This window comes from Halorussus salinisoli, from assembly GCA_005239435.1.
Classification (GTDB): Archaea; Halobacteriota; Halobacteria; order Halobacteriales; family Haladaptataceae; genus Halorussus; species Halorussus salinisoli.
Genome location: SZNP01000001.1, coordinates 805,874 through 828,561, shown reverse-complemented (window position 1 = coordinate 828,561; position 22,688 = coordinate 805,874). Strand labels below are relative to the sequence as shown.

The following is a 22,688-nucleotide window of genomic DNA, read 5'->3' as shown; positions in this document are numbered from 1 at the left end:
CCGGCCTACTCCAACAGTCGGCGGAGCCCGTCGAGGAGTCCTCGGCCCTCACCGTCTGCTGCGTCGTCGCCGACGCGAACGGTCTCGGGCTCTCCGGCTCGACCCAGACCGACGGCCCGCTCGACGAGACCCTCCGGGTCGGACACCGCGGTCCCGACCGGGGCGACGACGGTCGGGAGGTCGGCGAAGCGGTCGGTGTCGACTCGCACGTCGGCCGCGACGATGGCGGCGTCGGCCCGCGCGAGGTCTTCCTCTCCGAGTTCGTTCTCGGTGCCCATCGCGCCGTGGACCTCGACCTCGACGTCGTGTCCCGCCTCGGTCGCGGCCCGAGTCAGCGACTCCGCGCCCATCTGGCTGTGGGCGATACCGGTCGGGCACGCGGTGACGGCGACGAACTTCATGGACCCTCGGTGAGCAGCGAATCCACTTCACTCTTCGTACTCGCCGCGGCCGCGCGCTCGGCGAGGGCCGCGGCCGCGGGCAGGTCGATGCCGTCGAGTCGCCGCTTCACCGCGGGCACCGCGTCGGGCGCGACGCTCAACTCGGTCACGCCGAGTCCGACCAACAGCGCGGCGAACTCGGGGTCGGCCGCCGCTTCGCCGCAGCACCGTACGGGGATTCGCGCGTCGGTCGCCGCGTCGACCGCCCGCTCGATGGCGCGGACCACGGCCGGTTCCGCGACCGACGGGTCGGCGTCGCGCGTCGTCCCGAGGACGTGCCGCGAGAGGTCGTTCGTGCCGAGCGAGACGGACGCGACCCGCGACGCGAGTTCGGAGGCGAGTTCGACGGCGGCGGGAGTCTCCACCATCGCGCCGAGCGCGGGTCGCTCGTGGGGGACGTCGGCGATCGCGAGTTCGTCGGTCGCTGCGTCGAGGTGGTTGCGCACCGCCGTCACCTCCTCGATTCGGGTCACGTGCGGGAGGACCACGGTGAGGTCGCCCGCACCTCTGGCCGCGGCCCGGCAGAGCGCCCGGAGTTGCTCGCGGTGGCGGTCCGGGGCCGCGAGCGACCGGGCGACGCCGCGGGGAGCGGTCTCGTCCGCTCCGGGGAGCGGTTTGTCGCCGCCGAAGTCGAACGTGCGTATCGCGACCTCTCCGTCGGGAAATCGGTCGAGCGCCGCGGCGTACGCCTCGGTCTGGTCGTCTTCGTCGGGGACGCCGTCGGACCGCAATGCGAGGAACTCGCTCCGGAACAGGCCGACGCCGTCCGCGCCGCGCTCCCGAGCGGCCGCCGCCTCCCTCGCCGACCCGACGTTCGCCGTCACCGCGAGCGGCGTCCCCGACGCCGCGCGGACCGCGTCCGGGGCGACCGCCTCGGTCGCGCTCGCGTCGTCGTCGGCCCGCGGGTCGAGTGCGACGCGATCCGCGGCAGCGTTCAGGCCGACGCGAGCGCCCTGGTCGACCGTCTTCAGCGCGTCGCCGACGCCGACCACGGTCGGGACGCCGCGCGACCGGAGGATTATCGCGGCGTGGCCGGTCCGACTCCCCGCGACGGTCGCGACGCCGGAGACCCCGGCAGTCGCGAGCCGGACCGCCCGGCCGGGGTCGAGTCGTTCGGCCAGCGCCACGGCGTCCTCCGGCGGGTCCTCGCCCGAGCGCCGGGATTCGCCGCGGAGCGCGCGGAGGAGTCGCCCCCGGAGGTCGCGCAGGTCGTCTGCGCGGGCGGCGGTCTTGCCGCCGGTCTCCTCGAAGGCCTCTATCCAGTCTTCGAGCGCGCGCGCGACCGCACGCTCGGCCGGGTCGCCGTCCGCGAGGCCGTCCTCGACGCGCTCCTCGAACGCCGGGTCGAAGAGGAACGTCTCGTGAGTGGCCAGCACGTCCTCGGCGGCTTTCCCCACCGCCTCGGCCGCGCGGTCGCGCTCCTCGCCGAGTTCCTCGACGGTCCGAGCGCGCGCGCTCTCGAAGCGGTCGCGCTCCACGTCGGGGTCGCGACCGGGCGCGTCGGCGTCCGGCGTCTCGTCGGGTCCCGCCAGCCACACCGCCGGTCCGGTCGCTGTGCCCGTTCCGACGCCGACGCCGTCGAGGTCGGTCACGGGTCGGCCTCCCCGACCAGCACTTCGGCGACCGCCTCGACCGCCGGGTCGGCGTCGTCTCCCCGTGCCCGCACGACCACCGACTCGCCGGACTCGACGCCGAGGGCGGTGAGTTCCAGCGGACTGGCGGCCCGCGCGGTCTCGCCGTCGTACGCGACCGCGACCTCGGCGTCGAAGTCGGCGGCGGCGTCGGCGACCGCCCGCGCCGGCCTGGCGTGGAGTCCGGTCTCGCGCGCGACGGTGACGCGGCGCTCGGTCACGCGACCGCCTCCCGGATCGCGTCCACGACGGTTCGTTCCGAGTCGGCCTCGGCGAGTCGCGTCCGGAACGCCGGGTCGGCGAGCGACCGCGAGAGTCGACTCAGCACTGCGAGGTGGTCCGTGTCGGCGTCTGCGGGCGCGAGCAGGCAGAACAGGAGCGTCGCGGGGTCGCCGTCTGGCGCGCCGAAGTCGACGCCGCGGTCCGACCGCGCGAACGCGACGGTCGGGGCGGCGACCGCGTCGGTCCGCGCGTGCGGGACGGCGACGCCGTTTCCGAGTCCCGTCGGCGTCGACGCCTCCCGCTCCAGCAGCGCGTCGCGCGCCGCCGATCGGTTCGTCACCCGTCCGGCGTCGACCGCGAGGTCGAGCAGGAAGTCGATGCACGCCCGGCGCTCGGCGGGCGGTTCGTCCAGCGTGACGAGCGCAGGAGCGACGAAATCCTCGGATTGCATGTCGGTTACTCGCCTTGCGGGGCCCGCGGTGTATCAATCTTGGGTCGTCGAACCGTCGCGGTCACGGCGGTGGTCGCCGCGCCGAGCGCGATGCACCCGAGGAACGCGAGCGGGTCGTTCGCCAGCGGAACGACGAGGAGTCCGCCGTGGGGCGCCGGCATGGTGACCCCGAGCGCCATCGACGCGGCACCGCCGACCGCCCCGCCGGCGACGCACGACAGCGAGGACCGACCGGCGGTCCGGGTGGTATAGGCCAGCGCGCCCTCGGTGACGAACGACAGTCCCGCGACGGTCGCCGCTCTCTTCTGACCGGGGTCCGCGTCGGAGTAGCGACTCGGCGCGAGCAGGTGGGAGGCGGCGAGACCGAGCGGCGGGACCATCCCCGCGACCATGACCGCGGCCATCGGTCGGAAGAGGAGTTCCGGGAGGAGACCGACCGCGAAAACGTACGCGACCTTGTTGACGGGGCCGCCGAGGTCGAGCGCCATCATCGCGCCGAGGGTGCCGCCGACGAGGACCAGCACGGGCAGCGACGCTCCTCGGAGGAGCAACTCCACGTAGTTCATCGTCAGCGCGAGCGGGACGCCGAAGGTCAGCACGACCGGCGCGAGGAGTGCAGTGACGCCGACCGGAACGACGAGGACCGGGAGTAACGGTCGTATCGCCGTCGGCGCGTCCCACTCCGCGGCCTGCCGCGTCACCACCCCGGCGAGCAGTCCGACCACGAGCGCGCCGAGATAGCCCGCCTGCGCGTCCCCGGTGTTCACGCCCAACAGCGTCCCGGTCGTCTGGACGAGGCGGGGGTCCTGAATCATGGCCGTGAGCGCGAATCCGGGCGCGAGACCCGGCCGGTCGGCGACGGCGTACGCGACGAAACCGCCGAGGACGGGGACCATCGCGTTGAGTGCTATCGACCCGACGGTCACGGCGTACCACGGGAGAGTCCCGAGGTCGCCCCCGATGGTCGTCGACTGACCCAGAGTGTAGCCGACGGCCTGAAAGACGCCGGCTATCGTGACGAACGGAATCATGTAGGTGACGCCCGTCATCAGGTCGGCCCTGACGGACCGAAGCGTCCCCCGCTTCCCGACCGGTCCCTCTTCCATGCTACTGTCCCTCATATGCGAGTGAACGTTCAAAGTGTTTTTGAATTCGCGCGTTTCTGTTCGGTCTTACGCGGTCAGAGCGACTGCAACGGGTTCGAGCGGGCCTCCTCGGCGACCGACGACAGCGACGGTACGGTGGTCCCCGGCGCTTCCACCACGCGGGAGGCCACCTCGACGCCGTACCGGAGCGTCTGGCCCGGCGACAGTCCGTCCGCGTCCGCCTTCAGCACGCCCGCGAGGAGCGCGTCGCCCGCGCCGGCCGTGTCCACCACGTCGGACTCCGGGGCCTGCACGTACAACTCGTCGTCCTCGGTCACCAGAATCGCGCCGTCGGGGCCGAGCGAGGCCACCACGCGCCGGAAGCCGTTCGCCCGGAGTTCGCGGGCCGCCGCGCGGCAGTCCTCGACCGTCTCGGTCGGCATCCCCGTCGCAGTCGCCAGTTCGGTGCGGTTGGGCTTACAGCACGCGTAGGGGACTCCGAGGCGGTCGAGCAGTCCGCCCCCGACGTCGACGACGGTGTCCCAGTCGCCCGCGTCCGCGATTCGGTCGATGGTCGCAGGACCGAGTCCGGGCGGGAGACTCCCCGCGACGACCACCACCTCGGGGTCGTAGTCCGCTATCTTCTCGAGGATGGCCCGCTCGCTCCGACGCTTCACCGGGTGACCCGACTGATTTATCTTGTACTCGCCGTCTTCGGAGAGTATCGTCGTGTTGAGCCGGGTGCAACCCGACATCTCCACGAAGTCGTGGGGGACCTTCGTCCGGGAGAGTTGGCGCTTCACGAACTCGCCGAAGAGTCCGCCGAGGAGACCGCTCGTCACGGTCTCGACCTCCAGGGCGTCGAGGTACTTCGAGACGTTGATGCCCTTGCCGCCGGCGTCGTACTGGTCGAGCGTCGTCCGGTTCACCTCGTCGGCTTCCAGCGGGCCGTCGAGTTTGATGGTGTGGTCGACGGCGGGGTTCAGCGTGACCGTCAGTATCATTCGCGTACCCCGTCGACCACGTCCACCGACGCCGCGTCGAACGCCTCGCGCATCTCGCCGTCGAGTTCGGCGTCGGTGATGACCAAATCGACCGTCTCGATGTCGGCGAACCGCACGAAGCTCTTGCGGCCGAACTTCGTCTCGTCGGCCACCAGCACGACGCGCTGGGCCTGCTCGCACATCAACTGCTTCATCCGGGCCTCGCCCTCGTTGGGCGTCGTGAGACCGGCGTCGGGGTCGACGGCGTTCGTCCCGAGGAACACCTGGTCGAAGTTCGTCCGCTCCAGAAACGACTCGCCGGTCGGTCCCACGAGCGCCCGGGTCTGCTGGCGGAGCGTGCCGCCGGTCAGTTTCACGTCGCGCCCGTTGTCGGCGAACTCCAGCGCCAGCATGGGCGAGTTCGTCGCCGCGATGAATCCCACGTCGCTCGGTGCCTGCTTGGCGACCTCCATGGTCGTCGTCCCCGAGTCGAAGAAGACCACCTGGTCGTCGTGGAACTCCCGGCGCGCGCGCGACGCGATGGCGCGCTTCGCGTCTAAATTCTGGACGCCGCGCTGACTGTAGGACTGCTCGCTGGCGACGGTCCTGACCGGGAGCGCTCCACCGTGGGACCGCTCGACGAGACCCTCGTCTTCGAGGTCGCGGAGGTCCCGCCGGATGGTCGCCTTCGACACGTCGAGCATCTCGGCGAGTTCGGAGACGGAACAGCCGTCTCGCTCGGTCACGGTGTCGCGTATCTCTCGTTTGCGTTCGGCTGGAAGCATGCGTGGACGTGTTCGCTATCCGCGTGGAAGTGTTCGGGACCCTTTTTGTTTTCGCTCGAACGCGTTCGTCACTCGACCAGCAGGACGAACGCGAACGAGACGACGCCGCCGATTCCGGCGACCGTCGCGCCGCCGTAGACGCCGAGGGCGTAGTTCGCGGCGGCGATGGCGGTCAGGACCCCGCCGAGCGCCGACAGCACCGCGGTGGGCGCGCTCACGTTCCCCAGATTCACGCTTCGCTTCCGCCCGCGATTGCGGTCGAATCGGAGTCGACCGCGGGTTCGTCCTCGGGCGCGAAGTTGAGGCACTCGCCGGTCGCCGCGTCGAAGTAGTGGACCGACTCCCGGTCGAACTCGACGCTCACGCGGTCGTTCGACTCGACCGCGACGCCGGGGTCGACCGAGGCCTTGATGGTCTCGTCCCCGAGCGTGAGTTCGAGGACGGTCTTCTCGCCCTGCGGTTCCACGACGTTGACGGTCACGGGGATACCGTCGGGCCGGAGCGTCACGTCCTCCGGCCGGACGCCGAGGACGACGCGTTCCCCGTCGTAACCGGCGAGCGCGTCGTGGTACCCGGCGGGCACTTCGTGTTCGATGGGACCGATATCGAGCAGGAACTCGCCGTCGTCCCGGCGCAGGTCGCCTTCGAGGAAGTTCATCGACGGGCTTCCGAGGAAGTCCGCGACGAACGTGTTCCGCGGGTTCTCGTAGACGAACGTGGGCGGTCCCACCTGCTGAATCTCCCCGGCGTCCATCACCGCTATCTGGTCGCCGAGCGTCATCGCCTCGACCTGGTCGTGGGTGACGTAGACCGTGGTGGTGTCGAGTTCGTCGTGGAGTTTGTTGAGTTCGGCCCGCATCTGGACCCGCAGTTTGGCGTCGAGATTCGAGAGGGGTTCGTCCATCAGGAACACGTCGGGGTCCCTGACGATGGCCCGGCCGAGCGCGACTCGCTGTTGCTGGCCGCCCGACAGCTCGGACGGTCGGCGGTCGAGCAACTCCTCTATCTGGAGGAGTTGCGCGGCGTCGGCCACGCGCTCCTCGATTATCTCGTCGTCGGTCCCCTGCTGTTCGAGACCGAACCGCATGTTCTCCTCGACCGACTTGTGCGGGTAGAGCGCGTAGTTCTGGAACACCATCGCGATGTCGCGCTCGTAGGCCCGCTTGTCGTTGACGACCTCACCGCCGATCTCGATGGTGCCGTCGGTGGCGCGTTCGAGACCCGCGACGAGTCGGAGCGTCGTCGTCTTGCCGCACCCCGACGGTCCGACGAGGACCGTGAAGCTCTCGTCGGGAATGTCGAGCGAGACGCCGTCGACCGCGACCACGTCGTCGAACTGCTTGACGAGGTCCGTGAGCGTTACTTCAGCCATCGATACCACCGTCGTCTGTCGTGTGTTCCGAAATCATTCTTTGACCGCTCCCTGCGTGAGGCCGCTGACGATGTACCGCTGGAAGAACAGGCCGAACAGGATGCCGGGGAGCGCGGCTATCATCCCGCCGGCTGCGAGGTGCGCCCAGTCCACGAAGTCGTCGGCGACGAACAGGCTCACCGCGATGGGAAGCGTCTGGGCCTGCTCGGACGACGTGAGCACGAGCGCGAAGACGAACTCGTTCCACGAGAAGATGAACGCCAGAATCGCCGTCGCGGCGATGCCGGGCTTCGCGACGGGGAGGATGATTTTCACGAACCCCTCCCACGTCGAACAACCGTCGACCTTGGCCTGTTCGTCGAGGCTCTCGGGCACGCCGTCGAAGTAGTTCTTCATTATCCACACCGCGAACGGCAGGTTGAAGAACGTGTACGTCAAGATCAGCGCGATTCTGGTGTCGTAGAGACTTCCCGTGATGCCGCCGACGAGCGGCGGCTGAGACATTATCTGGAAGAACGGGACGATGAGCGCGATGGGCGGAATCATACGCGCCGCGATGATGCTGAGCAGGAGCGCCTTGTTGCCCACGAAGTCGTAGCGCGAGAACGTGTATCCCGACAGCGTTCCCAGCGTCACCACGATGACCGTGGTGGTGCTGGCCACTATCAGGCTGTTGAGCGTGTACAGCTCGAACGGTCGGTTGTTGAAGATGTCCACGTAGTTCTGGATCGTCGCGTCGTGCGGGTAGAACGTGACCGGGAGCGAGAGGACCTCCGAGGTGGGTTTGAAGCTCGTGATGAGGATGTAGTAGATGGGGAACCACACCACGAACACGTACAGCCCGAGCAGGCCGTACGACACCAGTCGCTCCCGCACCACGCTCGGCCACTCGTTGTCCGCGTCGAGGCCGAGACTGTCCGTCAATCGGCCGAGTCGAGACGTTTCCGTACTCATGATTCGTAGGGAGTTTCGCCGAATATCTTGTACAGCACGGCCACGATGCCGAACGTGATCGCGAGCATCACGACGCCGAGCGCCGCGCCTTCACCGGGCTTGCCGAACACCTGCGCGGTCCGGTAGAGCCACGACGCCCACACCTCGGTCTCCTTGCCGGGGCCGCCCTGGGTCATGACCCAGACGAGGTCGAGCGCGCGGATGTCGAAGATGATGCGGATGGTCAGCGCCACGAGGATGGACGGCTTGAGGAACGGATACGTGACGTTCCGGAAGCGCGACCACCGACTCGCACCGTCGACCTCCGCCGCGTCGTAGAGCTGTTCGGGCACGTTCTGGAGGCCCGCGAGCAGGATGATGATGATGAACGGCGTGAACACCCACACGTCCGCGATGATGAGCGCCATCATCGCCAGCGTTCCGTCCGACAGGAACGCGATTTTGTCTCCCAACAGGCCCGACTGGACGAGGACGCCGTTTATCGCGCCGTACTGGGTCTGGAACATCCAGCGCCACATCAGCCCGCTCATCACGTAGGGCAGAACCCACGGCACGATGACCGCGGTTCGGAGCCAGCCGCGACCCTTCAGGTCCTTGTTCAACAGGATGGCGATACCGAGCCCCAGCAGGAACGAGATGGTCACGCTGAACCCCACGTAAATGAGCGTGTTTCGCGTGAACGAAACGAAGCTGGGGTTCAGGAGCGCCCCGCCGTCGCCCAGTAGGAGTCGTCGGAAGTTCCGGAGGCCGACGAACTCCTTCGCGCCCGTAATCGGGTTCTGGAAGAAGAGACTCGACCAGAACAGCTTCGCCGTCGGGTAGACGATAATACCAGCTATCCAGAGGAGCGTCGGCCCCACCGTTAGCGGGACGAACAGCTTGTCGAGTAACCGTCGTATCGATTGGTCCGTCTGTGTCATCAGTGAAGTATGATACGTTGGAGAGGGGTGGCCGGATTACAGGATACCGATGTCCTGATAGAGACGCTCGATGTTGTCCTGGGCTTGCGTGAGCGCCTTCTCGGGGTCCTTGTCGCCGAGGAACGCCGGCGTAATCTGTTCGGAGAGGTAGTCGTCGACCTGCGGCTGAGCGAGGTACGTCTCGCTCTTCGCGTTTTGGAGGTTGTACTTCATGTCCTCGAGCAGCCACGACGGGTACTCCGACTGGAGCTCGGAGTCTTCGTACACTTCGGGCACGACTGCGGGATTGCCCTCGACGAGCATGTTGGTCTTCGAGGATTTGCGAGTGGTCATGAACCGCGCGAACTCCTTGGCGGCCTCCTTGCGCTTGGAGAAGGCCGACACCGAGATGCCGTTGGTGTCCTGGAAGGTGGAGCGCGAGCCGCCGGGGCCCTTGGGCGGTTTGGCACTGCCGAGGCGCTCCTCGCCCCAGCCGTCCGCACCGAGCGCCCGCGAGCCCAGCGGCGTCCACGACTCGACCGTGGCGTACTGGCCCGCGACGAACGCGTCGCCGACCCCGCCTTCGCCGAGGCTCGAGATGCCGTCCGGGAGGACGCCTTCCTCGCGGAGGTCGGTGAGGAAGTTCAGGACCTTCTTGCCGTCCTCGACGAAGGTCGGCTCGTAGTCGTCGGTGAACAGCTGTCCGCCGGCCTGGTAGAGGAACTGCTTGAACGAGAACACGTCCTTGTTGCCCCACGTGAACGCGAAGCCGGACTTGTCCTCGCCCGAGAGCTGTTTGCCCATCTCGCGCACGTCGTCCCACGTGTCCGGGGGCGAGTCGAAGCCCTCCTCCGAGAGGTACTGCTGGTCGTAGAGGTACGTGCCCCACTTGCCGAACTCGGGCGCCATGTACGTCTGGCCGTCGAACGTGACCAGACTCCGGAGGTTGTCGGGGAACTTACCCATGTGGTCGTCGTCGAGTCCGATGGGTTCGAGCCAGCCCGAGCGGACGAAGTCCGCGAGCCACCAGGTCGGCCCGTTGAACGCGTCGACCTTGCTTCCCTTGTTCCGCCAGATGGTGGTGAGGCTGGTCTTGAGGTTGTTCCACGGGACCTCGTTCACTTCCACTTTGATTCCGGTCTCCTCCTCGAACCGCTTGATGTTCTCCGCGGTCCCGGGGTCGTACTTCAGGCTCCCGGCGTTGTAGAACACGATCTTGTCTGCCATCTCGCCACCTGACATCGTGGTGCCGACGGTCGTGCCGCTGGAGCCGTCGGTCGTCGTTTCGGTAGAGTCGTCGTTTCCGCCGCTACAGCCCGCGAGCGCGGCGACGCCGGCCGTGCCGGCACCAGTGATGAATCGTCGTCTCGTCCGTGAACGGTTGTCTGCCATAGACGTTCATAAACATATACAGCAACGACTTAAAATTTGCGCAAAACCAGTCACGTTCAGTCAGTACCAATCACCAATTGGTTCGGAATCGGTCGGAGACGCGTACGAAATCGGAGATATTTCGGGGCCTTCACCGACAGACGGCAGAAGCAAACAGAAACGAACACCGGCTAATAACGGGAGCGAACAGTCACGACCAGCCGTCCGTCGAGGTCGGCCGGAGCGTCGCGGCCGAACGGCCGGACTTTTCCGCTCCGCCGGCGAACGGCCCCTCATGTCCGACGACGCACCGACCGACGACCCGCTCGCGTGGGAGCTCCTCGACTCCCGTATCGCGTACTCCTGTCCCGGGTTCGACGTGGAGCACGAGGAAGTGAGACTGCCCGACGGCACCGAGACCGACTTCGACTACCTCGCGGAACCCGAGAGCGTCGTCGTCCTGCCGTTCACGCCCGACGGCGAAGTCGTCGTCATCGAGGAGTGGCGACAGGCCGTCCGGCGGGTGAATCGGAGCCTCCCGGTCGGCGGGATGGAACCCGAGGACGACGACCGCGGGGCGGCGGCCCACCGCGAACTCCGCGAGGAGACCGGCCACGAGGCCGACCGCGTGGAGTTCCTGACCAGCGTCGAACCCGCGAACGGAATCGCGAACTCGGTCCTGCACTTCTTCGTCGCCCGCGGGTGTACGCCGACCGCCGAGCAGGAGTTGGACCACAATGAGTCGATTCGCGTGGAGACGACGACGCTAGACGACCTTCGGGCCCACGTTGCCGAGCGAGAGATCCGAGACGGTCGGACGACGCTCGGGGTACTGTACTACGAGGCGTTCGGAACTACCGACCAGTAGCCTTCTCAATCGCACGCGTCTCCGGGCCGGAGTACTCAACTTCTCGTAGGTCGTGGGGCCGACGGGATGAAGATAGGTCTCGTATCGGATATCCACCTGCAGTCCGAGAACCGCGAGTCGGTCCTGGAGGAACTTTCGGGCGTCGTCGACCGGTTCGACGATTCGTTCGAACCGGACGTGACGGTCGTACTCGGCGACCTCATCGAAGACGAGGGGTCGGCGGACCGGGATAGCGAGCACGTCCGGGCGGTAGCGGAGACGCTCGACGACCTCGACTCGCCGGTCACGTTCTTGGCGGGGAACCACGACGTCGAGAACCTCTCGTCGGACGAACTCGCGGCGCTGTTGGACCAGGACCGCTGGGGTCGCATCGACGGCACTGACCTGCTGTACCTGGACAGTGCCGCACCGTGGCTCTCGGGAGCGCGCGGCGAGGTGACCGACGAACAACTGGCGTTCCTCGACGACGAACTCGACGGAACGGACGACCGTCTGCTGTTCGTGCATCACCCGGTCCACTACCACGACCTACGTGACAACTACTGGTTCGGCGAGACGCCGGAGCGGGCGTTCTGCGGGAACAAAGCGGAAGTAAATCGCGTTATCGAACACCGAGACGGCGTGCTCGCGGTCTTCAACGGCCACCTCCACGAGACCGACTATACGCGTTACCGCGGGACGCACCACTTCACGGTGAACGCGTTCGGCAAGGAACGACCGGAATCGGACGTCACGGGGACGTACGCAGAAGTGACCATCGACGACCGGTTGACCGTCCGAGTCGTCGAGGGCGACCGCATGACGAGGACGTTCGAGGTGCCGATCTGACGACTCCCGGCGGCAGCGAGGAACCCGAGAACGGAACCCTTACCCAACTCCTCCGGCAATAGCGCGCCAATGAGAGACAACTTCGAGATACGCGACCAGGACGGACTTGGTCGCATCGGGGAGTTGACGGTCCCCCGCGCCGGCGTGACCGTCGAGACGCCCGCGCTTCTCCCGGTCGTCAATCCCCACGTGCAAACCGTCGAACCCTCGCGGCTCGAATCCGAGTTCGGCGCGGAGATACTCATCACCAACTCCTACATCTTCTACGGGAGCGACGACTACCGCGACGAGGCGCTCGACCGGGGTCTCCACGACGTGCTGGAGTTCGACGGGGCCATCATGACCGACTCCGGGTCTTTCCAACTCGCCGAGTACGGCGAAATCGACGTGACCACGCCCGAAATCCTCCAGTTCCAGCACGACGTCGGGAGCGATATCGGGACGCCCGTGGACATCCCCACGCCGCCGGACGTGCCCCGCGATCAGGCCGCCGAGGAGCTGGCGACGACGCAGAAGCGCCTCGAAGTCGCCGAGGGCGTGGACGTTGGCGAGATGCTGGTGAACGCGCCCGTGCAGGGTTCGACCTACCCCGACCTGCGGGAAGACGCGGGCCGCCACGCCGAAGCCACCGACCTTGACGTATTTCCAGTCGGCGCGGTCGTCCCCCTGATGAACGACTATCGGTACGCCGAGATGGTGGACGTGGTTGCCGGAGCGAAGCGGGGCCTCGGCGTGGACGCGCCGGTTCACCTCTTCGGCGCGGGCCACCCGATGATGTTCGCTCTCGCCGTGGCGATGGGGTGTGACCTCTTCGACTCGGCGGCCTACGCGCTCTACGCCCGCGACGACAGGTATCTCACGGTCCGGGGCACCGAGCAGTTAGAGGACCTCGACTACTTCCCCTGCTCGTGCCCGGTCTGCGCGGAGTACGCCCCGGCGGAGGTTCGAGGACTGGCCGACCGCGAGCGCGAGGAACTGCTCGCCGAACACAACCTCCACGTCACGTTCCGGGAGATTCGGACTATCAAGCAGGCCCTGCGGTCGGGGAACCTGCTCGAACTGGTCGAGACCCGCGCCCGCGCCCACCCCGCGATGCTCGACGGCTACCGCGCGCTGACGAACCACGCCGAGCAGTTGGAGCGCGAGGACTCGGTCTCGAAGAGCGCGTTCTTCTACCTCTCGGGCGAGAGTTCGCGCAGACCAGAGGTCGTCCGCCACCACGACCGCCTCGAACGACTGAACCCCGAGGGTCGAGTCCTCCTGACCGAAGGCGGCCCAAGCGACCGCTACGACGAGTCGTGGCGGGTCGTGGCCCCGTTCGGTCCGTTCCCGCGCGACCTCTCGGAGACCTACCCCCTGACCGCGGAGGTCCCCGAGCAGATGGACGGCGAAGGGTACCGGTCGGCCGCGGAGGGAGTGGCCCGCCTCGCCGAGGCGAACCCCGAGACGGAGTTCACGCTGGCCTACCACGACTGGCCAGAGAGCGCGCTGGCGCTGGTGCTCGACCGCGTGAAGTTGGTCGATTTGGCCGAGTAATCGCGCCCGACGGACGACGGTTCGTCCCTCGTTCGAGTCCCGACACTGGCAAGCAATCGGCTACAAGCCCTATCCCGCTGGTCGTGATACATCGCTACATGAGTACCATCGCGCAACTCGGCATTCCCGCAGAGACGTTCGCGCTCCGGGAGACGCTCCCGCGAGTCCCCGACGTGGAGGTCGAAGCCGAGCGCGTCGTCGCCCACGACGAGAACCGCATCATGCCGTTCGTCTGGGCCGCGGGCGAGAACCTCGACGCCTTCGAGGACGCACTCGCCGAGGACCCCTCGGTCGAGAACGAGCAGCGACTCACCCAACTCGCCGACGGACGATTCTACCAGATGGAGTGGGTCGAGTCGGTCGAAGTCCTGCTCCACTCGATGACCGAACACGGGGCCGCCATCCTGAAGGCACACGGCCGAGACCAGCGGTGGCACCTCCGCATCCTGTTTCCCGACCGAGAGGCCGTCTCCCAGACCCACGAGTTCTGTCTGGACCGCGACCTCGACACGGACATCGAGCAGATTCACGAACTCGACCACCGGGAGACGCAGAGCCAGCACGGACTGACGACCCAGCAGTACGAGGCCGTGACCACTGCGCTCGAAACCGGCTACTACGAGGTCCCCCGCGACACCTCGGCGCGAACCCTCGCCGACGAACTCGGCATCTCCCATCAGGCCCTCTCGGAACGACTCCGGCGAGGTCACGGGAACCTCGTCGCTAACGTGCTGACGGTCGGGGCCGTCGATAGCCGCGACCACGAGCAGACCGTCGAGTAATCACGGGAACCGACGCCCGTTTCGGGAAGGCCGGCGCTTCAAACCCGGATTGAACGACGGTTACGCCGTCACTTCCGACTGGGAGAGTCGAAACCATTTTATTGGGAGTTTTTTCCCTACGTCCGAACCGGGACGAACACCCCGAACGAGGTGATAAACCATGAGTGCGAGAGTGAACGCAGCGTCGAAGTGGCTTTCCGGCGCGAACGTGCTACTCGGCTTGTGGTTGTTCCTCGTGCCGACGTTCGTGTGGGGTGTCAGCGGTGCGAACTACTGGAACGACCTGATAGTCGGTGCGGCTATCGCTATCCCCAGAGCCTACGGCTACTACGTGGCGTCCGACGAGGACGCGACTCCCCGGTGGAGTAGCGGACTGACCGCACTGCTCGGAGTTCGGACGATAGTCGCGGCGTTCGTCTGGACGACGACCGGCGTCGCGTTCTGGAACGCAATCGTCGTGGGTGCGCTCGTCGCGATATTCGGTGGCTACAACGCCATCACTAGCTCCGAGACGCGCGAAGAGACGACCGCGCCGACGACGTGACGACGACGTGACGACGACCCCGGTCGGTCCCACGCCGGGTCCGACGCTCCGGGACCACTTCGGGGGCATCCACCGGTTCCGACGTTCTGAAAGGCTCCGGAACCGGAGTCGCGTCTCGCAAGATAGTTGCCTCTCGGCCCCCGACCGGCAGGTATGACCGACTACTTGGAGGTCCACGAGCGCGACGGCCCGGCGCGAATCGCCGAGTTGCGCCTCGCGGACCCCGTGACGACGCCCGCAGTCGCCGACGACCTTCTCGCCGACGCGGGAAGCCTCTGGACCGCCGACCGGGAGGTTCCCGAGGGGAGCGACGACGAACTCACGGTTCTACCCCACCGCGGATTCCCGAGCGGAACCGACGAGGAGGTGATGGACTCCTTCGCGGTGGAGTACCCCGACGTGGACTACCCGAGCGCCGCAGTCGTCGCTCCGGAGACTGCCGACGACCACGGCGCGGACGCCTACGTCCTCTCGGGCGCGCAGGGGTTCGTCGGCCACGGCGCTGGCTTCGAGGACGCCATCGTCGAGACCCGCGAGGCGATTCCGGCAGACAGCGCGCTCTACCTGCCGGGCGTGGCGACCCCCGCGAACGTCGCCACGCTGGTCTACGCAGGGGTGGACCTCGTGGACACCGACCGAGCGGTCGTGGCCGGAACCCAGGGGAAGTACCTGACCTCGGAGGGCACCCACTACCTCGAAGACCTCACGGAACTCCCCTGTGCCTGTCCGGCCTGCCGGAAACCCGTCTCGGAGTTCACCCGCGAGGACTGCGCCGACCACAACGAGAACGCCCTCCGGGCCGAGTTGGGCGTCGTCCGCGAGCGCGTCCGGGCGGGCCGACTCCGGGACTACCTCGAAGGCCAGGCCCGCCACGAGCAGTGGCTGACCGCCGCCTTCCGGGAGTTCGACCAGCAGTGGAACTACCTCGAACAGCGCACGCCGCTCATCCGGGACGCCGAACTCTCGGCCACCACCGAAGACACCCTCCAGCGCGTCGAAATCAAGCGGTTCGCCGACCGGGTGACGACGCGCTATCGGAACCGGTTCGACAACCCTCTCGTGCTGGTTCCCTGTTCGGCCGCGAAACCCTACAGCGAGTCCCAGAGCCACGGTCAGTTCCACGACGCCATCCAGTTCCGAGGCCACACCGTCTCGATGACCTCGCCAATCGGGGTCGTCCCGCAGGAACTCGAACTCACCTACCCCGCCCAGCACTACGACTCGGTGGTCACGGGTCGCTGGTCGGAGGACGAAAAGCAGTTCGTCGCCGAAGTGCTCCGGCGCTACCTCGAACGCAACGACTACCCCCGGGTAATCGCCCACGTTCCGCCGGAGGGCTACCGCGAGGTCTGCGAACGCGTCGAGGCCGAACTCGGGATGGAGTTCGAGTACACCGTCGAAGACCACCCCACGACGACCGAATCGCTCGGCAACCTGATGCGGACCCTCGACGGCGAACTCAAGTACGGCAAGCGCGAGCGCCAGCACAACACCCTGAAGGCTATCGCCGACTACCAGTTCGGCGAGGGTTCGGGCGACGCCCTCTTCGAGGACGTGCAGACCGAGGCCCGGTATCCCAAACTCCGCGTACAGGACCGGGAGGGCGAGCAACTCGCCGCGATGGTTCCCCAGTACGGCGTCCTCTCGTTCACCCTCGCGGGCGCTCGGCACTGGGTCGAGTCGGCGGCCCCGACCAAGCGCGTCGAAATCGACGCCTTCGCGCCGCACGGAAGCGTCCTCGCGCCGGGCGTCGTGGACGCCGACGCCGACATCCGAGTCGGCGACGAGGTCGTCGTCGAAGGCCCGAAGGCGTTCGCCGTGGGCCGGGCCGAGATGTCCGGTCCCGAGATGGCCGAGAGTACGCGCGGAATCGCGACCTCGGTCCGACACGTCGAGGAGAAGTAGCCGGGAGTTCGAATCGGAGGACGGGACGAATCCGGGCCGTGGCCCGGAACGGACCGCTTTCGGCGACCGCCCGCTCGATGGGTGTTGGTGACGAGAACGACAGTTCGTGGCCGAGGAGGAGTTTCCGTGGCAACTGACGACGACGAACGTCGTTCACCGGACGGAGACCCCCCGCGGTCGGAGTGTTCATCAGTGGAGACTCCGACGAACTTCCTGACCTCTGCGAGCCGGTCGGAGACGAGTGGGACCCACTTCTCGACGGCGAGCGAATTTGCGTCGAGGACGACGGACAGTGGCGCTAACGTCGCCGTTCGACGCCGGTCGGTGAGTCGTCTCCCGCCCCGTGTATCGACTGCATAATCTGGCGTATCAGGACGATAACTATGGTAGCCGACGGCGTACTCGACATCGACATGGCGACACCGCAACTACAGTTCGAGAGCGACGTCCGGGGTCGCATCTACCGGTACGTCGAGCGCCACGGGTCGGCCACGCGCGAGGAAGTCCGGGACGCGGTTCGGGTCTCGGAGAGCGCCGAGTCCAAGCCCGCCCGGTCGGGGACCGAGCCGTCGGTTCGCCTGCCGGTCGAGGAGTTCAACGGCCACGTCGCGGCGCTGACCGACTCCGGACACCTCACCGAGCGCGACGGGAGACTCTCGGTCGAACCCGACGCCGAGACCGAGTCCCACGAGACCGACGAGTTCGAGTACGAGGTTCGACCGGCGCGCGAAGACGACCGGCGTGCGGTCGCCGATCTCATCCGCGACGTCGCCGACGAGGGAGCGATCGTCGTCGACGAGCGCGTGGCCGAGGCTATCGAACAAGACGGTGCGCTGATTCGGCGCAACGAGCGCGAGTCCCGGATGGTGTTCGTGGCGGAGAAAGTCGAGGGAGACGAAGCGAACAAGGACGACGAGAGAGACGGCCAGAACCGGGAAATCGTCGGCTGGGTTCAGCTACAGGGATTCGAACTCCCGGCGCGGGACCACACCGTCGAACTCACCGTCGGCGTCGCTCCCGAGTACCGCGAGCAGGGCGTCGGTGGCACGCTACTCGAGTGCGGCATGGCGTGGGCCGACGACGGCGACTACCTGAAGGTGTACCAGAGCCTCCCGGCGACCAACGAGGAGGCGCTCGACATGCTCGACGAACACGGGTGGACGCGCGAGGCGACACGCGCGGACCACTACAAGGTCGATGACGAACTCGTGGACGAGGTGCAGATGGCGAAGCGACTCGACGGAGACGGAGCGCGGTAGGGCGCGGCGAGCAGCGCGGGAGTCACCGCTCGGCGAACACGCCGAGGAGGAGGCCCGCGAACAGGAGTGCCCCGACCAGCGCGCTCGCGCGACCGGCGACGACCGCGGAGTCCGCCTGCTCCACGGCCAGCACACCGACGAGTTCCGCGAGCAGGCCGACGCCGACGAGCGCGACCGACGCCAGCGCGGTCCGGTCGGACGCGCCGGGGAACGTGCCGACCGTAGGCGGATAGAACTGGTAGGTCGCGCCGACGATCGTCAGGCCGAGGAACCCGAGGACGTTGAGTCGGAAGTGGGTCTCGACCAGTCCGAACCCGGTCCCGGAGAACGTGAAGGTGGCAAAGCTACCCCACGCGAAGTACAGGCCGACCAGCACGCCGAGGACGCCCGACGCGACTCCGGTGAGGACCGCGTAGAAGCCGACCCGGCGGCGCTCCGAGCGAGCGAAGAGGACGGCGTAGGCCAGTGCGAACCCCGCGACGGCGAGGGCTTCGAGGACCGCCCCGGCGCGGAACCACGCGCCCCGATAGAGACCCCACGCGAGGACTGCGGGACCGGTCGCTCCGGCGGGCAGGACGACGCCGACCAGCGCTCGCGGCGGGGAGCCGACCAGAAACCGGGGGAAGAGACGGAATCCGACCGCGAAGACGAGGAGCGCGGCGGTGCCCGCGGCCAGCAGGTGGGCCGTTCGCGCGAACCCGAGCGACGCGAACCCCGGGAGTTCGAGGTGGAGGGTCAGCGTGGCGTAGGACCCGACGAGCAGATACGCGAGGACGACCGGCACGAAGGCGTTTGCGAAGCGGTCGACCGGCCTGCGGTCGGCGTTGGCGTCGCTCGTCCCGGTCTCGCGGCCGGTCGGATTGTCGCGGAGCGTCCACGCGAGCGCCGAGACGAAGACGACGACGCCAGCGGTCCAGAGAAGCGCGCCGAGAGCGCCGACGACTTCGGGAACGCCAGCGACGGGAGCGACGGCGAGTCCGACCGCGCCGACCGTCGTGAGCGGGAAGTGGACGGCAGGCGCGCGCGGGAGCGCGAGCGACCGGTCGAAGTACGAGGGGACCAGCGAGTAGACCTTCCCGAAGACGGTGTGGAGGACGAACCCGTAGACGGCGAGCGCGACCTGGGTCTGGCGGGGGACGGCGACGCCGGTCTGCGCCGGGAGAACTGCGCCGAACGCGGCGACCTGCCACGCGACGAGGAAGACCGCACTCGCCGCGACGAACCGCCGCGCCCACCGCGTCACTGCTCCTGCACCCATGTCAGCAACAGAAGATGAACGGATACATAAGTCCGACGCGGTCGCCGTCGTCGAGGCGGGTGTCGAGACCCGCGAGGTGTTCGTTGAACGTACCGTCGACCGTGACGCGGGCGTAGGTTCGGGTCTGTTCGCCTTCGGGGTTCTTCTTCCACGTTCCCGGGAGGTCGTCGGGCGGGTCGGCCCACCCGCTGGTGGACGCCTCGTCCTCGGTTTCGGCGATGAGCAGGTCCTTCACGTCGTACTCGGCGAAGAAGGCGTCGAGGAAGTCCCGGAGCGTGGTCCCCTCGAAGGTGAACTCCAACTTCGACTCGCCGATCGCGGTCCGAACGTGACCGGTGCATCGGACCTCGACGGTGGTCTCGGTCGGACTCGCGGCGGTTTCGTCTCCTCGTTCCGCCGTTCGGTCCCGTCGCTCCGGCGCTCGTTCCCGTCGCTCGGTCGTCTCGGCGGTCCGCGCCTCTCCGTCGTTCATGTCCGAACGTACGCGCTCCGTCGGGGAATAGGCCAGTGCGAACACGTTCGGGAGTCTGCCGGGAGAGCCGTGACGTACGTTTCGGTACGTTCTGCAATCGCTGTAACCATATCTACAATAGCTAAAGCAATATTTTCAATTCTCGGTTGGCGAGCGTCGGCGTCGTCGTGCCGTCGGCGCGACCCGCCTCCGAACGCTGCCGAGGGCCGTAGGTATTTGAGCGAAGAAGGCCAAGAGGCGGGCATGGACGAACTGACGCTTTCCGTGCCCGGTCCCATCACGGAATCGCTCCCGGCCGACGGCGAGGACGCCGCCCGCGACATGGAACGGGCGGTCGAAGGGTGGGAACGACGACTCAACCGCGCCATCGCGGACGCCGACAGCGACGACGACGCCGCGGGCGCAGTGGTTGACGCGCTCGAACGGTTCGAGAACCGGTGGGAGCAATACGACGACTTCGTAGCCGAGTTGCGCGCGTGGGGCCAGTCGCCCATCTACGCGATGGCGTGGCGCGACCTGATGGGCGCGCTGATGCAGCAGCTGTACGACCACGAGGACCTCGGCGAGCGCATCGACCGCGAGCGCCACGCCCGCATCGTGAGCGACGGCATCCGACCGGGGCGATAATGGCGCTGGAACTGCGCTTCTTCGCCAACTTTCGGGAGGCGGTCGGCCAGAAGACCCTCGAACGCGAGTACCCCGACGACACCACCGTCGGCGACGTGCTACACGACCTCGCCGACGAGTACGGGCTCGACCTGTTCGAAGACGGCGACCTCCGAACCCAGTTGTCCGTGATGAAGAACGGCAAGGACGTGGTTCACATCGAGGGCGTGGACACCCGTCTCGACGACGGCGACACGCTGAGCGTCTTCCCGCCGGTCGCGGGTGGATAGATGCGCGTCGAGAAGTCCTATCGGGGCATCTCCGAGCGCCTCGCACGTCGGTACCTCTCGAACCTCGGTGGCGACATCGAGGGCGGCGACCCGGAAGGCGACGGCGACGTGGTGGCCGACGACTGGCGGGCCAGCATCTCGTCGGAGAAGGTCGAAATCGGCCCGTCCGTGAAACTCACCGAGGTCACGGTCGTCTTCGAGGGCGACGAGGCGACGCTCGACTCGCTCGTCGCGGACTTCTCGCAGAAGGCGATGCGAGCGGGCGGATGAACGCGACCGGCCCGAATCCGAGTCAGCGATCATGACAACCGAGAATCCAATCGAGGGGCAGGTGTTGATTCTCACCGCGGCGAAGGCCAGCGTGGGCGGCCAGCGCGTGCCGGACCTCGTGGCCGAGGGTCGCCGAGCGGTGGAGGTCCGGGCCGACGAACTCCGCAGGCAGTACGAACGAGTCCACGAGGACGACGTGCGGACCATCTTCCTCGTGCCCGAGGGGTTCTGGGAGCGAGTCGGAGAGGACCTCGATTGGTCCGACCGGGAGCGCGAGACCGTGGCCCGCGCGAACGCCGAGCAACTGCTCCGGGTCGGCAGGCGCGAGGACCGACGCGAGGAGTTCGAGACCGCCCTGGAGGTGCGAGAGGCGGTCGTCGTCGGGGCCTGAAACCGCCGCTCTCGGGTCCTAATCGTCGCCGGGACTGGCCTCGGGCGCTTCGGCCTCGGCGTCCGCGGTCGATTCGGACGCCTCGCTCATCGCCTCGAATCCGCGTTCGAGGTCCGCGATCAGGTCCTTGGGGTGTTCGACGCCCACAGAGGCCCGGAGCAGGCTGTCGGTAATCCCCAACTCGGCGCGCTCCTCGGCCGGAAGCGGCGAGTGGGTCATGCTCGCGGGATGTTCGATCAGGCTCTCGACGCCGCCCAGACTCACCGCGAGGGTGAACTCCTCCAGCGCGGCGACGAACCGTTCGACGGCTTCGAGGTCGCCGTCGATTTCGAAGGAGAGGACGCCGCCGTGACCGTCCATCTGGTCGTTGGCGAGGTAGTGCTGGGGATGGGAGTCGAGACCGGGGTAGTGGACCGCCGAGACCGCCTCGTGGGATTCGAGGTAGGCCGCGACCTCCGCGGCGTTGGTCTCGTGCTGGCGCATGCGCAGAGGCAGGGTCTTCAGTCCTCGCAGGACCATGTAGGCGTCGAACGGGGCCATCACGTTACCCATCCCGACCTGCTGGAGGAAGCCGATCTCCTGGGCGTACTCGTCGTCCGAGAGGACGGCCACGCCGCCCAGCGAGTCGCTGTGACCGTTGATGTACTTCGTGGTGCTGTGGACCACCACGTCCGCGCCGAGTTCGAGCGGTCGCTGGAAGTACGGTCCCATGAAGGTGTTGTCCACCCCGAGGAGGGCGTCGTACTCGTCGGCGATGGCGGCCATAGCTTCGACGTCACAGAGCCGCAGGAGGGGGTTCGTCGGGGTCTCCATCCAGAGCAGAGCGGTCTCGTCGGTGGTCGCGGCCCGGACCGTCTCGGGGTCGGTCGCGTCCACGAAGTCCACCGCGACGTTCAGTTTGTCGCGGAACAGCTCTTTGAGCATCGTGTTCGTGCCGCCGTAGAGGTCCTCGAAGGCGACGACGTGGTCGCCCGGTTCGACCGCGGCCATCACGGTCGAGACGATCGCGCTCGTGCCCGACGCGAACGCCATCGCGTGGTCGCCGCCTTCGAGCGCCGCCACCCGCTTCTCGACGGCGTGGCGAGTCGGATTCGACAGCCGAGTGTAGAGGAACTCGTCGGCCTCGGGGTCCAGGTCTTCGAGCGCGGTGTCCATGTCGATGCCGTCTACCGCGTACGTCGATGCGAGGTGAATCGGCGACGTGACGTCACCTGCGTTCGACAGGTCCGGCTCCTCGCCGTAGGTCACGGAAAGCGTCTCGAACCGTCTGTCGTCAGCCCCAGTCGATTTTTCGGAGGACATACACAACCATCGAACGTCCGACGCAGAGCTATTTCATTCCTTCGACTAAATAATGCGCCGAAAGAATCTGAACGGTATGAATATTACCGTCGCAAATACCGGCAGTTATTGCCGCCCGCGTAGCGGAAATTTCACGTCCGAACAAGACCGTATGAAATCGCGCGCGATCGTCCGGAGACCCCTG

General features: G+C 67.4%; 26 protein-coding genes. 11 read left to right on the top strand and 15 right to left on the bottom strand.

Annotation, left to right across the window (positions count from 1 at the left end; genetic code table 11):
• Nucleotides 1-5: 5 nt before the first annotated feature.
• From E2484_RS08495 to E2484_RS08445, 12 genes are all read right to left on the bottom strand, one after another.
• On the bottom strand, nucleotides 6-401 hold the full coding sequence (locus E2484_RS08495) for a PTS fructose transporter subunit IIB (protein WP_137284768.1): 396 nt from the start codon (nucleotides 399-401) through the stop codon (nucleotides 6-8).
• Nucleotides 398-2,032 (bottom strand): putative PEP-binding protein, encoded by a 1,635-nt coding sequence (locus tag E2484_RS08490; RefSeq protein ID WP_137284767.1) that lies wholly within the window; start codon nucleotides 2,030-2,032, stop codon nucleotides 398-400. The genes E2484_RS08495 and E2484_RS08490 overlap by 4 nt, the downstream gene beginning before the upstream one ends.
• Entirely contained in the window at nucleotides 2,029-2,292 is a 264-nt protein-coding gene (locus tag E2484_RS08485; RefSeq protein WP_137284766.1) for an HPr family phosphocarrier protein, read from the bottom strand. Before E2484_RS08485 ends, E2484_RS08490 begins: the two co-directional genes overlap by 4 nt.
• Nucleotides 2,289-2,744: a PTS sugar transporter subunit IIA gene (locus E2484_RS08480; RefSeq protein ID WP_137284765.1), complete on the bottom strand. Its 456-nt coding sequence runs from the start codon at nucleotides 2,742-2,744 to the stop codon at nucleotides 2,289-2,291. The genes E2484_RS08485 and E2484_RS08480 overlap by 4 nt, the downstream gene beginning before the upstream one ends.
• A 5-nt stretch (nucleotides 2,745-2,749) precedes the next feature.
• On the bottom strand, nucleotides 2,750-3,865 hold the full coding sequence (locus tag E2484_RS08475; protein ID WP_321112167.1) for a PTS fructose transporter subunit IIC: 1,116 nt from the start codon (nucleotides 3,863-3,865) through the stop codon (nucleotides 2,750-2,752).
• Nucleotides 3,866-3,924: 59 nt separating this feature from the next.
• A complete protein-coding gene (gene pfkB / locus E2484_RS08470; protein WP_137284764.1) occupies nucleotides 3,925-4,833 on the bottom strand; it encodes a 1-phosphofructokinase in 909 nt (302 codons plus the stop codon).
• Entirely contained in the window at nucleotides 4,830-5,597 is a 768-nt protein-coding gene (gene glpR / locus E2484_RS08465; RefSeq protein WP_137284763.1) for an HTH-type transcriptional regulator GlpR, read from the bottom strand. Before glpR ends, pfkB begins: the two co-directional genes overlap by 4 nt.
• Nucleotides 5,598-5,665: 68 nt before the next feature.
• On the bottom strand, nucleotides 5,666-5,830 hold the full coding sequence (locus E2484_RS24850) for a hypothetical protein (RefSeq protein ID WP_170977273.1): 165 nt from the start codon (nucleotides 5,828-5,830) through the stop codon (nucleotides 5,666-5,668).
• A complete protein-coding gene (locus E2484_RS08460) occupies nucleotides 5,827-6,969 on the bottom strand; it encodes an ABC transporter ATP-binding protein (RefSeq protein ID WP_137284762.1) in 1,143 nt (380 codons plus the stop codon). Before E2484_RS08460 ends, E2484_RS24850 begins: the two co-directional genes overlap by 4 nt.
• 33 nt (nucleotides 6,970-7,002) lie before the next feature.
• Nucleotides 7,003-7,923, bottom strand: coding sequence for a carbohydrate ABC transporter permease (locus E2484_RS08455; RefSeq protein WP_137284761.1), 921 nt, complete (start codon nucleotides 7,921-7,923; stop codon nucleotides 7,003-7,005).
• Entirely contained in the window at nucleotides 7,920-8,843 is a 924-nt protein-coding gene (locus tag E2484_RS08450; RefSeq protein WP_137284760.1) for a carbohydrate ABC transporter permease, read from the bottom strand. Before E2484_RS08450 ends, E2484_RS08455 begins: the two co-directional genes overlap by 4 nt.
• Nucleotides 8,844-8,879: 36 nt before the next feature.
• On the bottom strand, nucleotides 8,880-10,214 hold the full coding sequence (locus E2484_RS08445; protein WP_137284759.1) for a sugar ABC transporter substrate-binding protein: 1,335 nt from the start codon (nucleotides 10,212-10,214) through the stop codon (nucleotides 8,880-8,882).
• Nucleotides 10,215-10,488: 274 nt separating this feature from the next.
• Here E2484_RS08445 and E2484_RS08440 point away from each other — a divergent pair, with 274 nt between their 5' ends.
• From E2484_RS08440 to E2484_RS08410, 7 genes are all read left to right on the top strand, one after another.
• Entirely contained in the window at nucleotides 10,489-11,061 is a 573-nt protein-coding gene (locus tag E2484_RS08440) for an NUDIX hydrolase (RefSeq protein WP_137284758.1), read from the top strand.
• A gap of 66 nt (nucleotides 11,062-11,127) precedes the next feature.
• Nucleotides 11,128-11,889 (top strand): metallophosphoesterase family protein, encoded by a 762-nt coding sequence (locus E2484_RS08435; protein WP_137284757.1) that lies wholly within the window; start codon nucleotides 11,128-11,130, stop codon nucleotides 11,887-11,889.
• A 69-nt stretch (nucleotides 11,890-11,958) separates the two neighbouring features.
• On the top strand, nucleotides 11,959-13,425 hold the full coding sequence (gene tgtA, locus E2484_RS08430) for a tRNA guanosine(15) transglycosylase TgtA (protein ID WP_137284756.1): 1,467 nt from the start codon (nucleotides 11,959-11,961) through the stop codon (nucleotides 13,423-13,425).
• A gap of 98 nt (nucleotides 13,426-13,523) precedes the next feature.
• Nucleotides 13,524-14,207 carry a helix-turn-helix domain-containing protein gene (locus tag E2484_RS08425; protein WP_137284755.1) on the top strand — a complete coding sequence of 228 codons (684 nt, stop codon included), beginning with the start codon at nucleotides 13,524-13,526 and terminating at the stop codon, nucleotides 14,205-14,207.
• A 160-nt stretch (nucleotides 14,208-14,367) separates the two neighbouring features.
• A complete protein-coding gene (locus E2484_RS08420) occupies nucleotides 14,368-14,751 on the top strand; it encodes an SPW repeat domain-containing protein (protein WP_137284754.1) in 384 nt (127 codons plus the stop codon).
• Between the two features lie 153 nt (nucleotides 14,752-14,904).
• The gene (gene arcS / locus E2484_RS08415) at nucleotides 14,905-16,656 is read left to right on the top strand and encodes an archaeosine synthase subunit alpha (protein ID WP_137284753.1); all 1,752 of its coding nucleotides are present in this window, start codon (nucleotides 14,905-14,907) and stop codon (nucleotides 16,654-16,656) included.
• A 383-nt stretch (nucleotides 16,657-17,039) separates the two neighbouring features.
• Entirely contained in the window at nucleotides 17,040-17,915 is an 876-nt protein-coding gene (locus E2484_RS08410; RefSeq protein WP_321112161.1) for a GNAT family N-acetyltransferase, read from the top strand.
• Nucleotides 17,916-17,937: 22 nt separating this feature from the next.
• Here the strand turns inward: E2484_RS08410 and E2484_RS08405 are convergent, their stop codons facing one another.
• Both E2484_RS08405 and E2484_RS08400 read right to left on the bottom strand, forming a co-directional pair.
• Nucleotides 17,938-19,173: a hypothetical protein gene (locus tag E2484_RS08405; RefSeq protein ID WP_137284752.1), complete on the bottom strand. Its 1,236-nt coding sequence runs from the start codon at nucleotides 19,171-19,173 to the stop codon at nucleotides 17,938-17,940.
• A 1-nt stretch (nucleotide 19,174) separates the two neighbouring features.
• Nucleotides 19,175-19,645 carry a ubiquitin family protein gene (locus tag E2484_RS08400; protein ID WP_137284751.1) on the bottom strand — a complete coding sequence of 157 codons (471 nt, stop codon included), beginning with the start codon at nucleotides 19,643-19,645 and terminating at the stop codon, nucleotides 19,175-19,177.
• Nucleotides 19,646-19,888: 243 nt separating this feature from the next.
• Between E2484_RS08400 and E2484_RS08395 the strand changes: the two genes are divergently transcribed.
• The 4 genes from E2484_RS08395 to E2484_RS08380 are packed head-to-tail and all read left to right on the top strand — an operon-like array spanning nucleotide 19,889 to nucleotide 21,202.
• A complete protein-coding gene (locus tag E2484_RS08395; RefSeq protein WP_137285337.1) occupies nucleotides 19,889-20,272 on the top strand; it encodes a hypothetical protein in 384 nt (127 codons plus the stop codon).
• Complete coding sequence (locus tag E2484_RS08390) at nucleotides 20,272-20,541, top strand: ubiquitin-like small modifier protein 1 (RefSeq protein ID WP_137284750.1); 270 nt, start codon at nucleotides 20,272-20,274, stop codon at nucleotides 20,539-20,541. The genes E2484_RS08395 and E2484_RS08390 overlap by 1 nt, the downstream gene beginning before the upstream one ends.
• Nucleotides 20,542-20,811: a hypothetical protein gene (locus E2484_RS08385; protein ID WP_137284749.1), complete on the top strand. Its 270-nt coding sequence runs from the start codon at nucleotides 20,542-20,544 to the stop codon at nucleotides 20,809-20,811. It abuts the gene before it with no gap.
• 31 nt (nucleotides 20,812-20,842) lie between these two features.
• On the top strand, nucleotides 20,843-21,202 hold the full coding sequence (locus E2484_RS08380) for a hypothetical protein (protein ID WP_137284748.1): 360 nt from the start codon (nucleotides 20,843-20,845) through the stop codon (nucleotides 21,200-21,202).
• 18 nt (nucleotides 21,203-21,220) lie between these two features.
• Here the strand turns inward: E2484_RS08380 and E2484_RS08375 are convergent, their stop codons facing one another.
• Nucleotides 21,221-22,504, bottom strand: a complete 1,284-nt coding sequence (locus E2484_RS08375) for a trans-sulfuration enzyme family protein (RefSeq protein ID WP_137284747.1) — start codon at nucleotides 22,502-22,504, stop codon at nucleotides 21,221-21,223.
• Between the last annotated feature and the right edge of the window lie 184 nt (nucleotides 22,505-22,688).

What these genes read in the sequence shown, in the direction of transcription:
- E2484_RS08495 (WP_137284768.1), bottom strand. Translation starts at nt 401, where the DNA reads ATGAAGTTCGTCGCCGTCACCGCGTGCCCGACCGGTATCGCCCACAGC.
- E2484_RS08480 (WP_137284765.1), bottom strand. Translation starts at nt 2,744, where the DNA reads ATGCAATCCGAGGATTTCGTCGCTCCTGCGCTCGTCACGCTGGACGAA.
- E2484_RS08475 (WP_321112167.1), bottom strand. Translation starts at nt 3,865, where the DNA reads ATGAGGGACAGTAGCATGGAAGAGGGACCGGTCGGGAAGCGGGGGACG.
- pfkB (WP_137284764.1), bottom strand. Translation starts at nt 4,833, where the DNA reads ATGATACTGACGGTCACGCTGAACCCCGCCGTCGACCACACCATCAAA.
- glpR (WP_137284763.1), bottom strand. Translation starts at nt 5,597, where the DNA reads ATGCTTCCAGCCGAACGCAAACGAGAGATACGCGACACCGTGACCGAG.
- E2484_RS08460 (WP_137284762.1), bottom strand. Translation starts at nt 6,969, where the DNA reads ATGGCTGAAGTAACGCTCACGGACCTCGTCAAGCAGTTCGACGACGTG.
- E2484_RS08455 (WP_137284761.1), bottom strand. Translation starts at nt 7,923, where the DNA reads ATGAGTACGGAAACGTCTCGACTCGGCCGATTGACGGACAGTCTCGGC.
- E2484_RS08450 (WP_137284760.1), bottom strand. Translation starts at nt 8,843, where the DNA reads ATGACACAGACGGACCAATCGATACGACGGTTACTCGACAAGCTGTTC.
- E2484_RS08445 (WP_137284759.1), bottom strand. Translation starts at nt 10,214, where the DNA reads ATGGCAGACAACCGTTCACGGACGAGACGACGATTCATCACTGGTGCC.
- E2484_RS08440 (WP_137284758.1), top strand. Translation starts at nt 10,489, where the DNA reads ATGTCCGACGACGCACCGACCGACGACCCGCTCGCGTGGGAGCTCCTC.
- E2484_RS08435 (WP_137284757.1), top strand. Translation starts at nt 11,128, where the DNA reads ATGAAGATAGGTCTCGTATCGGATATCCACCTGCAGTCCGAGAACCGC.
- tgtA (WP_137284756.1), top strand. Translation starts at nt 11,959, where the DNA reads ATGAGAGACAACTTCGAGATACGCGACCAGGACGGACTTGGTCGCATC.
- E2484_RS08425 (WP_137284755.1), top strand. Translation starts at nt 13,524, where the DNA reads ATGAGTACCATCGCGCAACTCGGCATTCCCGCAGAGACGTTCGCGCTC.
- E2484_RS08420 (WP_137284754.1), top strand. Translation starts at nt 14,368, where the DNA reads ATGAGTGCGAGAGTGAACGCAGCGTCGAAGTGGCTTTCCGGCGCGAAC.
- arcS (WP_137284753.1), top strand. Translation starts at nt 14,905, where the DNA reads ATGACCGACTACTTGGAGGTCCACGAGCGCGACGGCCCGGCGCGAATC.
- E2484_RS08410 (WP_321112161.1), top strand. Translation starts at nt 17,040, where the DNA reads ATGGTAGCCGACGGCGTACTCGACATCGACATGGCGACACCGCAACTA.
- E2484_RS08405 (WP_137284752.1), bottom strand. Translation starts at nt 19,173, where the DNA reads ATGGGTGCAGGAGCAGTGACGCGGTGGGCGCGGCGGTTCGTCGCGGCG.
- E2484_RS08400 (WP_137284751.1), bottom strand. Translation starts at nt 19,645, where the DNA reads ATGAACGACGGAGAGGCGCGGACCGCCGAGACGACCGAGCGACGGGAA.
- E2484_RS08395 (WP_137285337.1), top strand. Translation starts at nt 19,889, where the DNA reads ATGGACGAACTGACGCTTTCCGTGCCCGGTCCCATCACGGAATCGCTC.
- E2484_RS08390 (WP_137284750.1), top strand. Translation starts at nt 20,272, where the DNA reads ATGGCGCTGGAACTGCGCTTCTTCGCCAACTTTCGGGAGGCGGTCGGC.
- E2484_RS08385 (WP_137284749.1), top strand. Translation starts at nt 20,542, where the DNA reads ATGCGCGTCGAGAAGTCCTATCGGGGCATCTCCGAGCGCCTCGCACGT.
- E2484_RS08380 (WP_137284748.1), top strand. Translation starts at nt 20,843, where the DNA reads ATGACAACCGAGAATCCAATCGAGGGGCAGGTGTTGATTCTCACCGCG.
- E2484_RS08375 (WP_137284747.1), bottom strand. Translation starts at nt 22,504, where the DNA reads ATGTCCTCCGAAAAATCGACTGGGGCTGACGACAGACGGTTCGAGACG.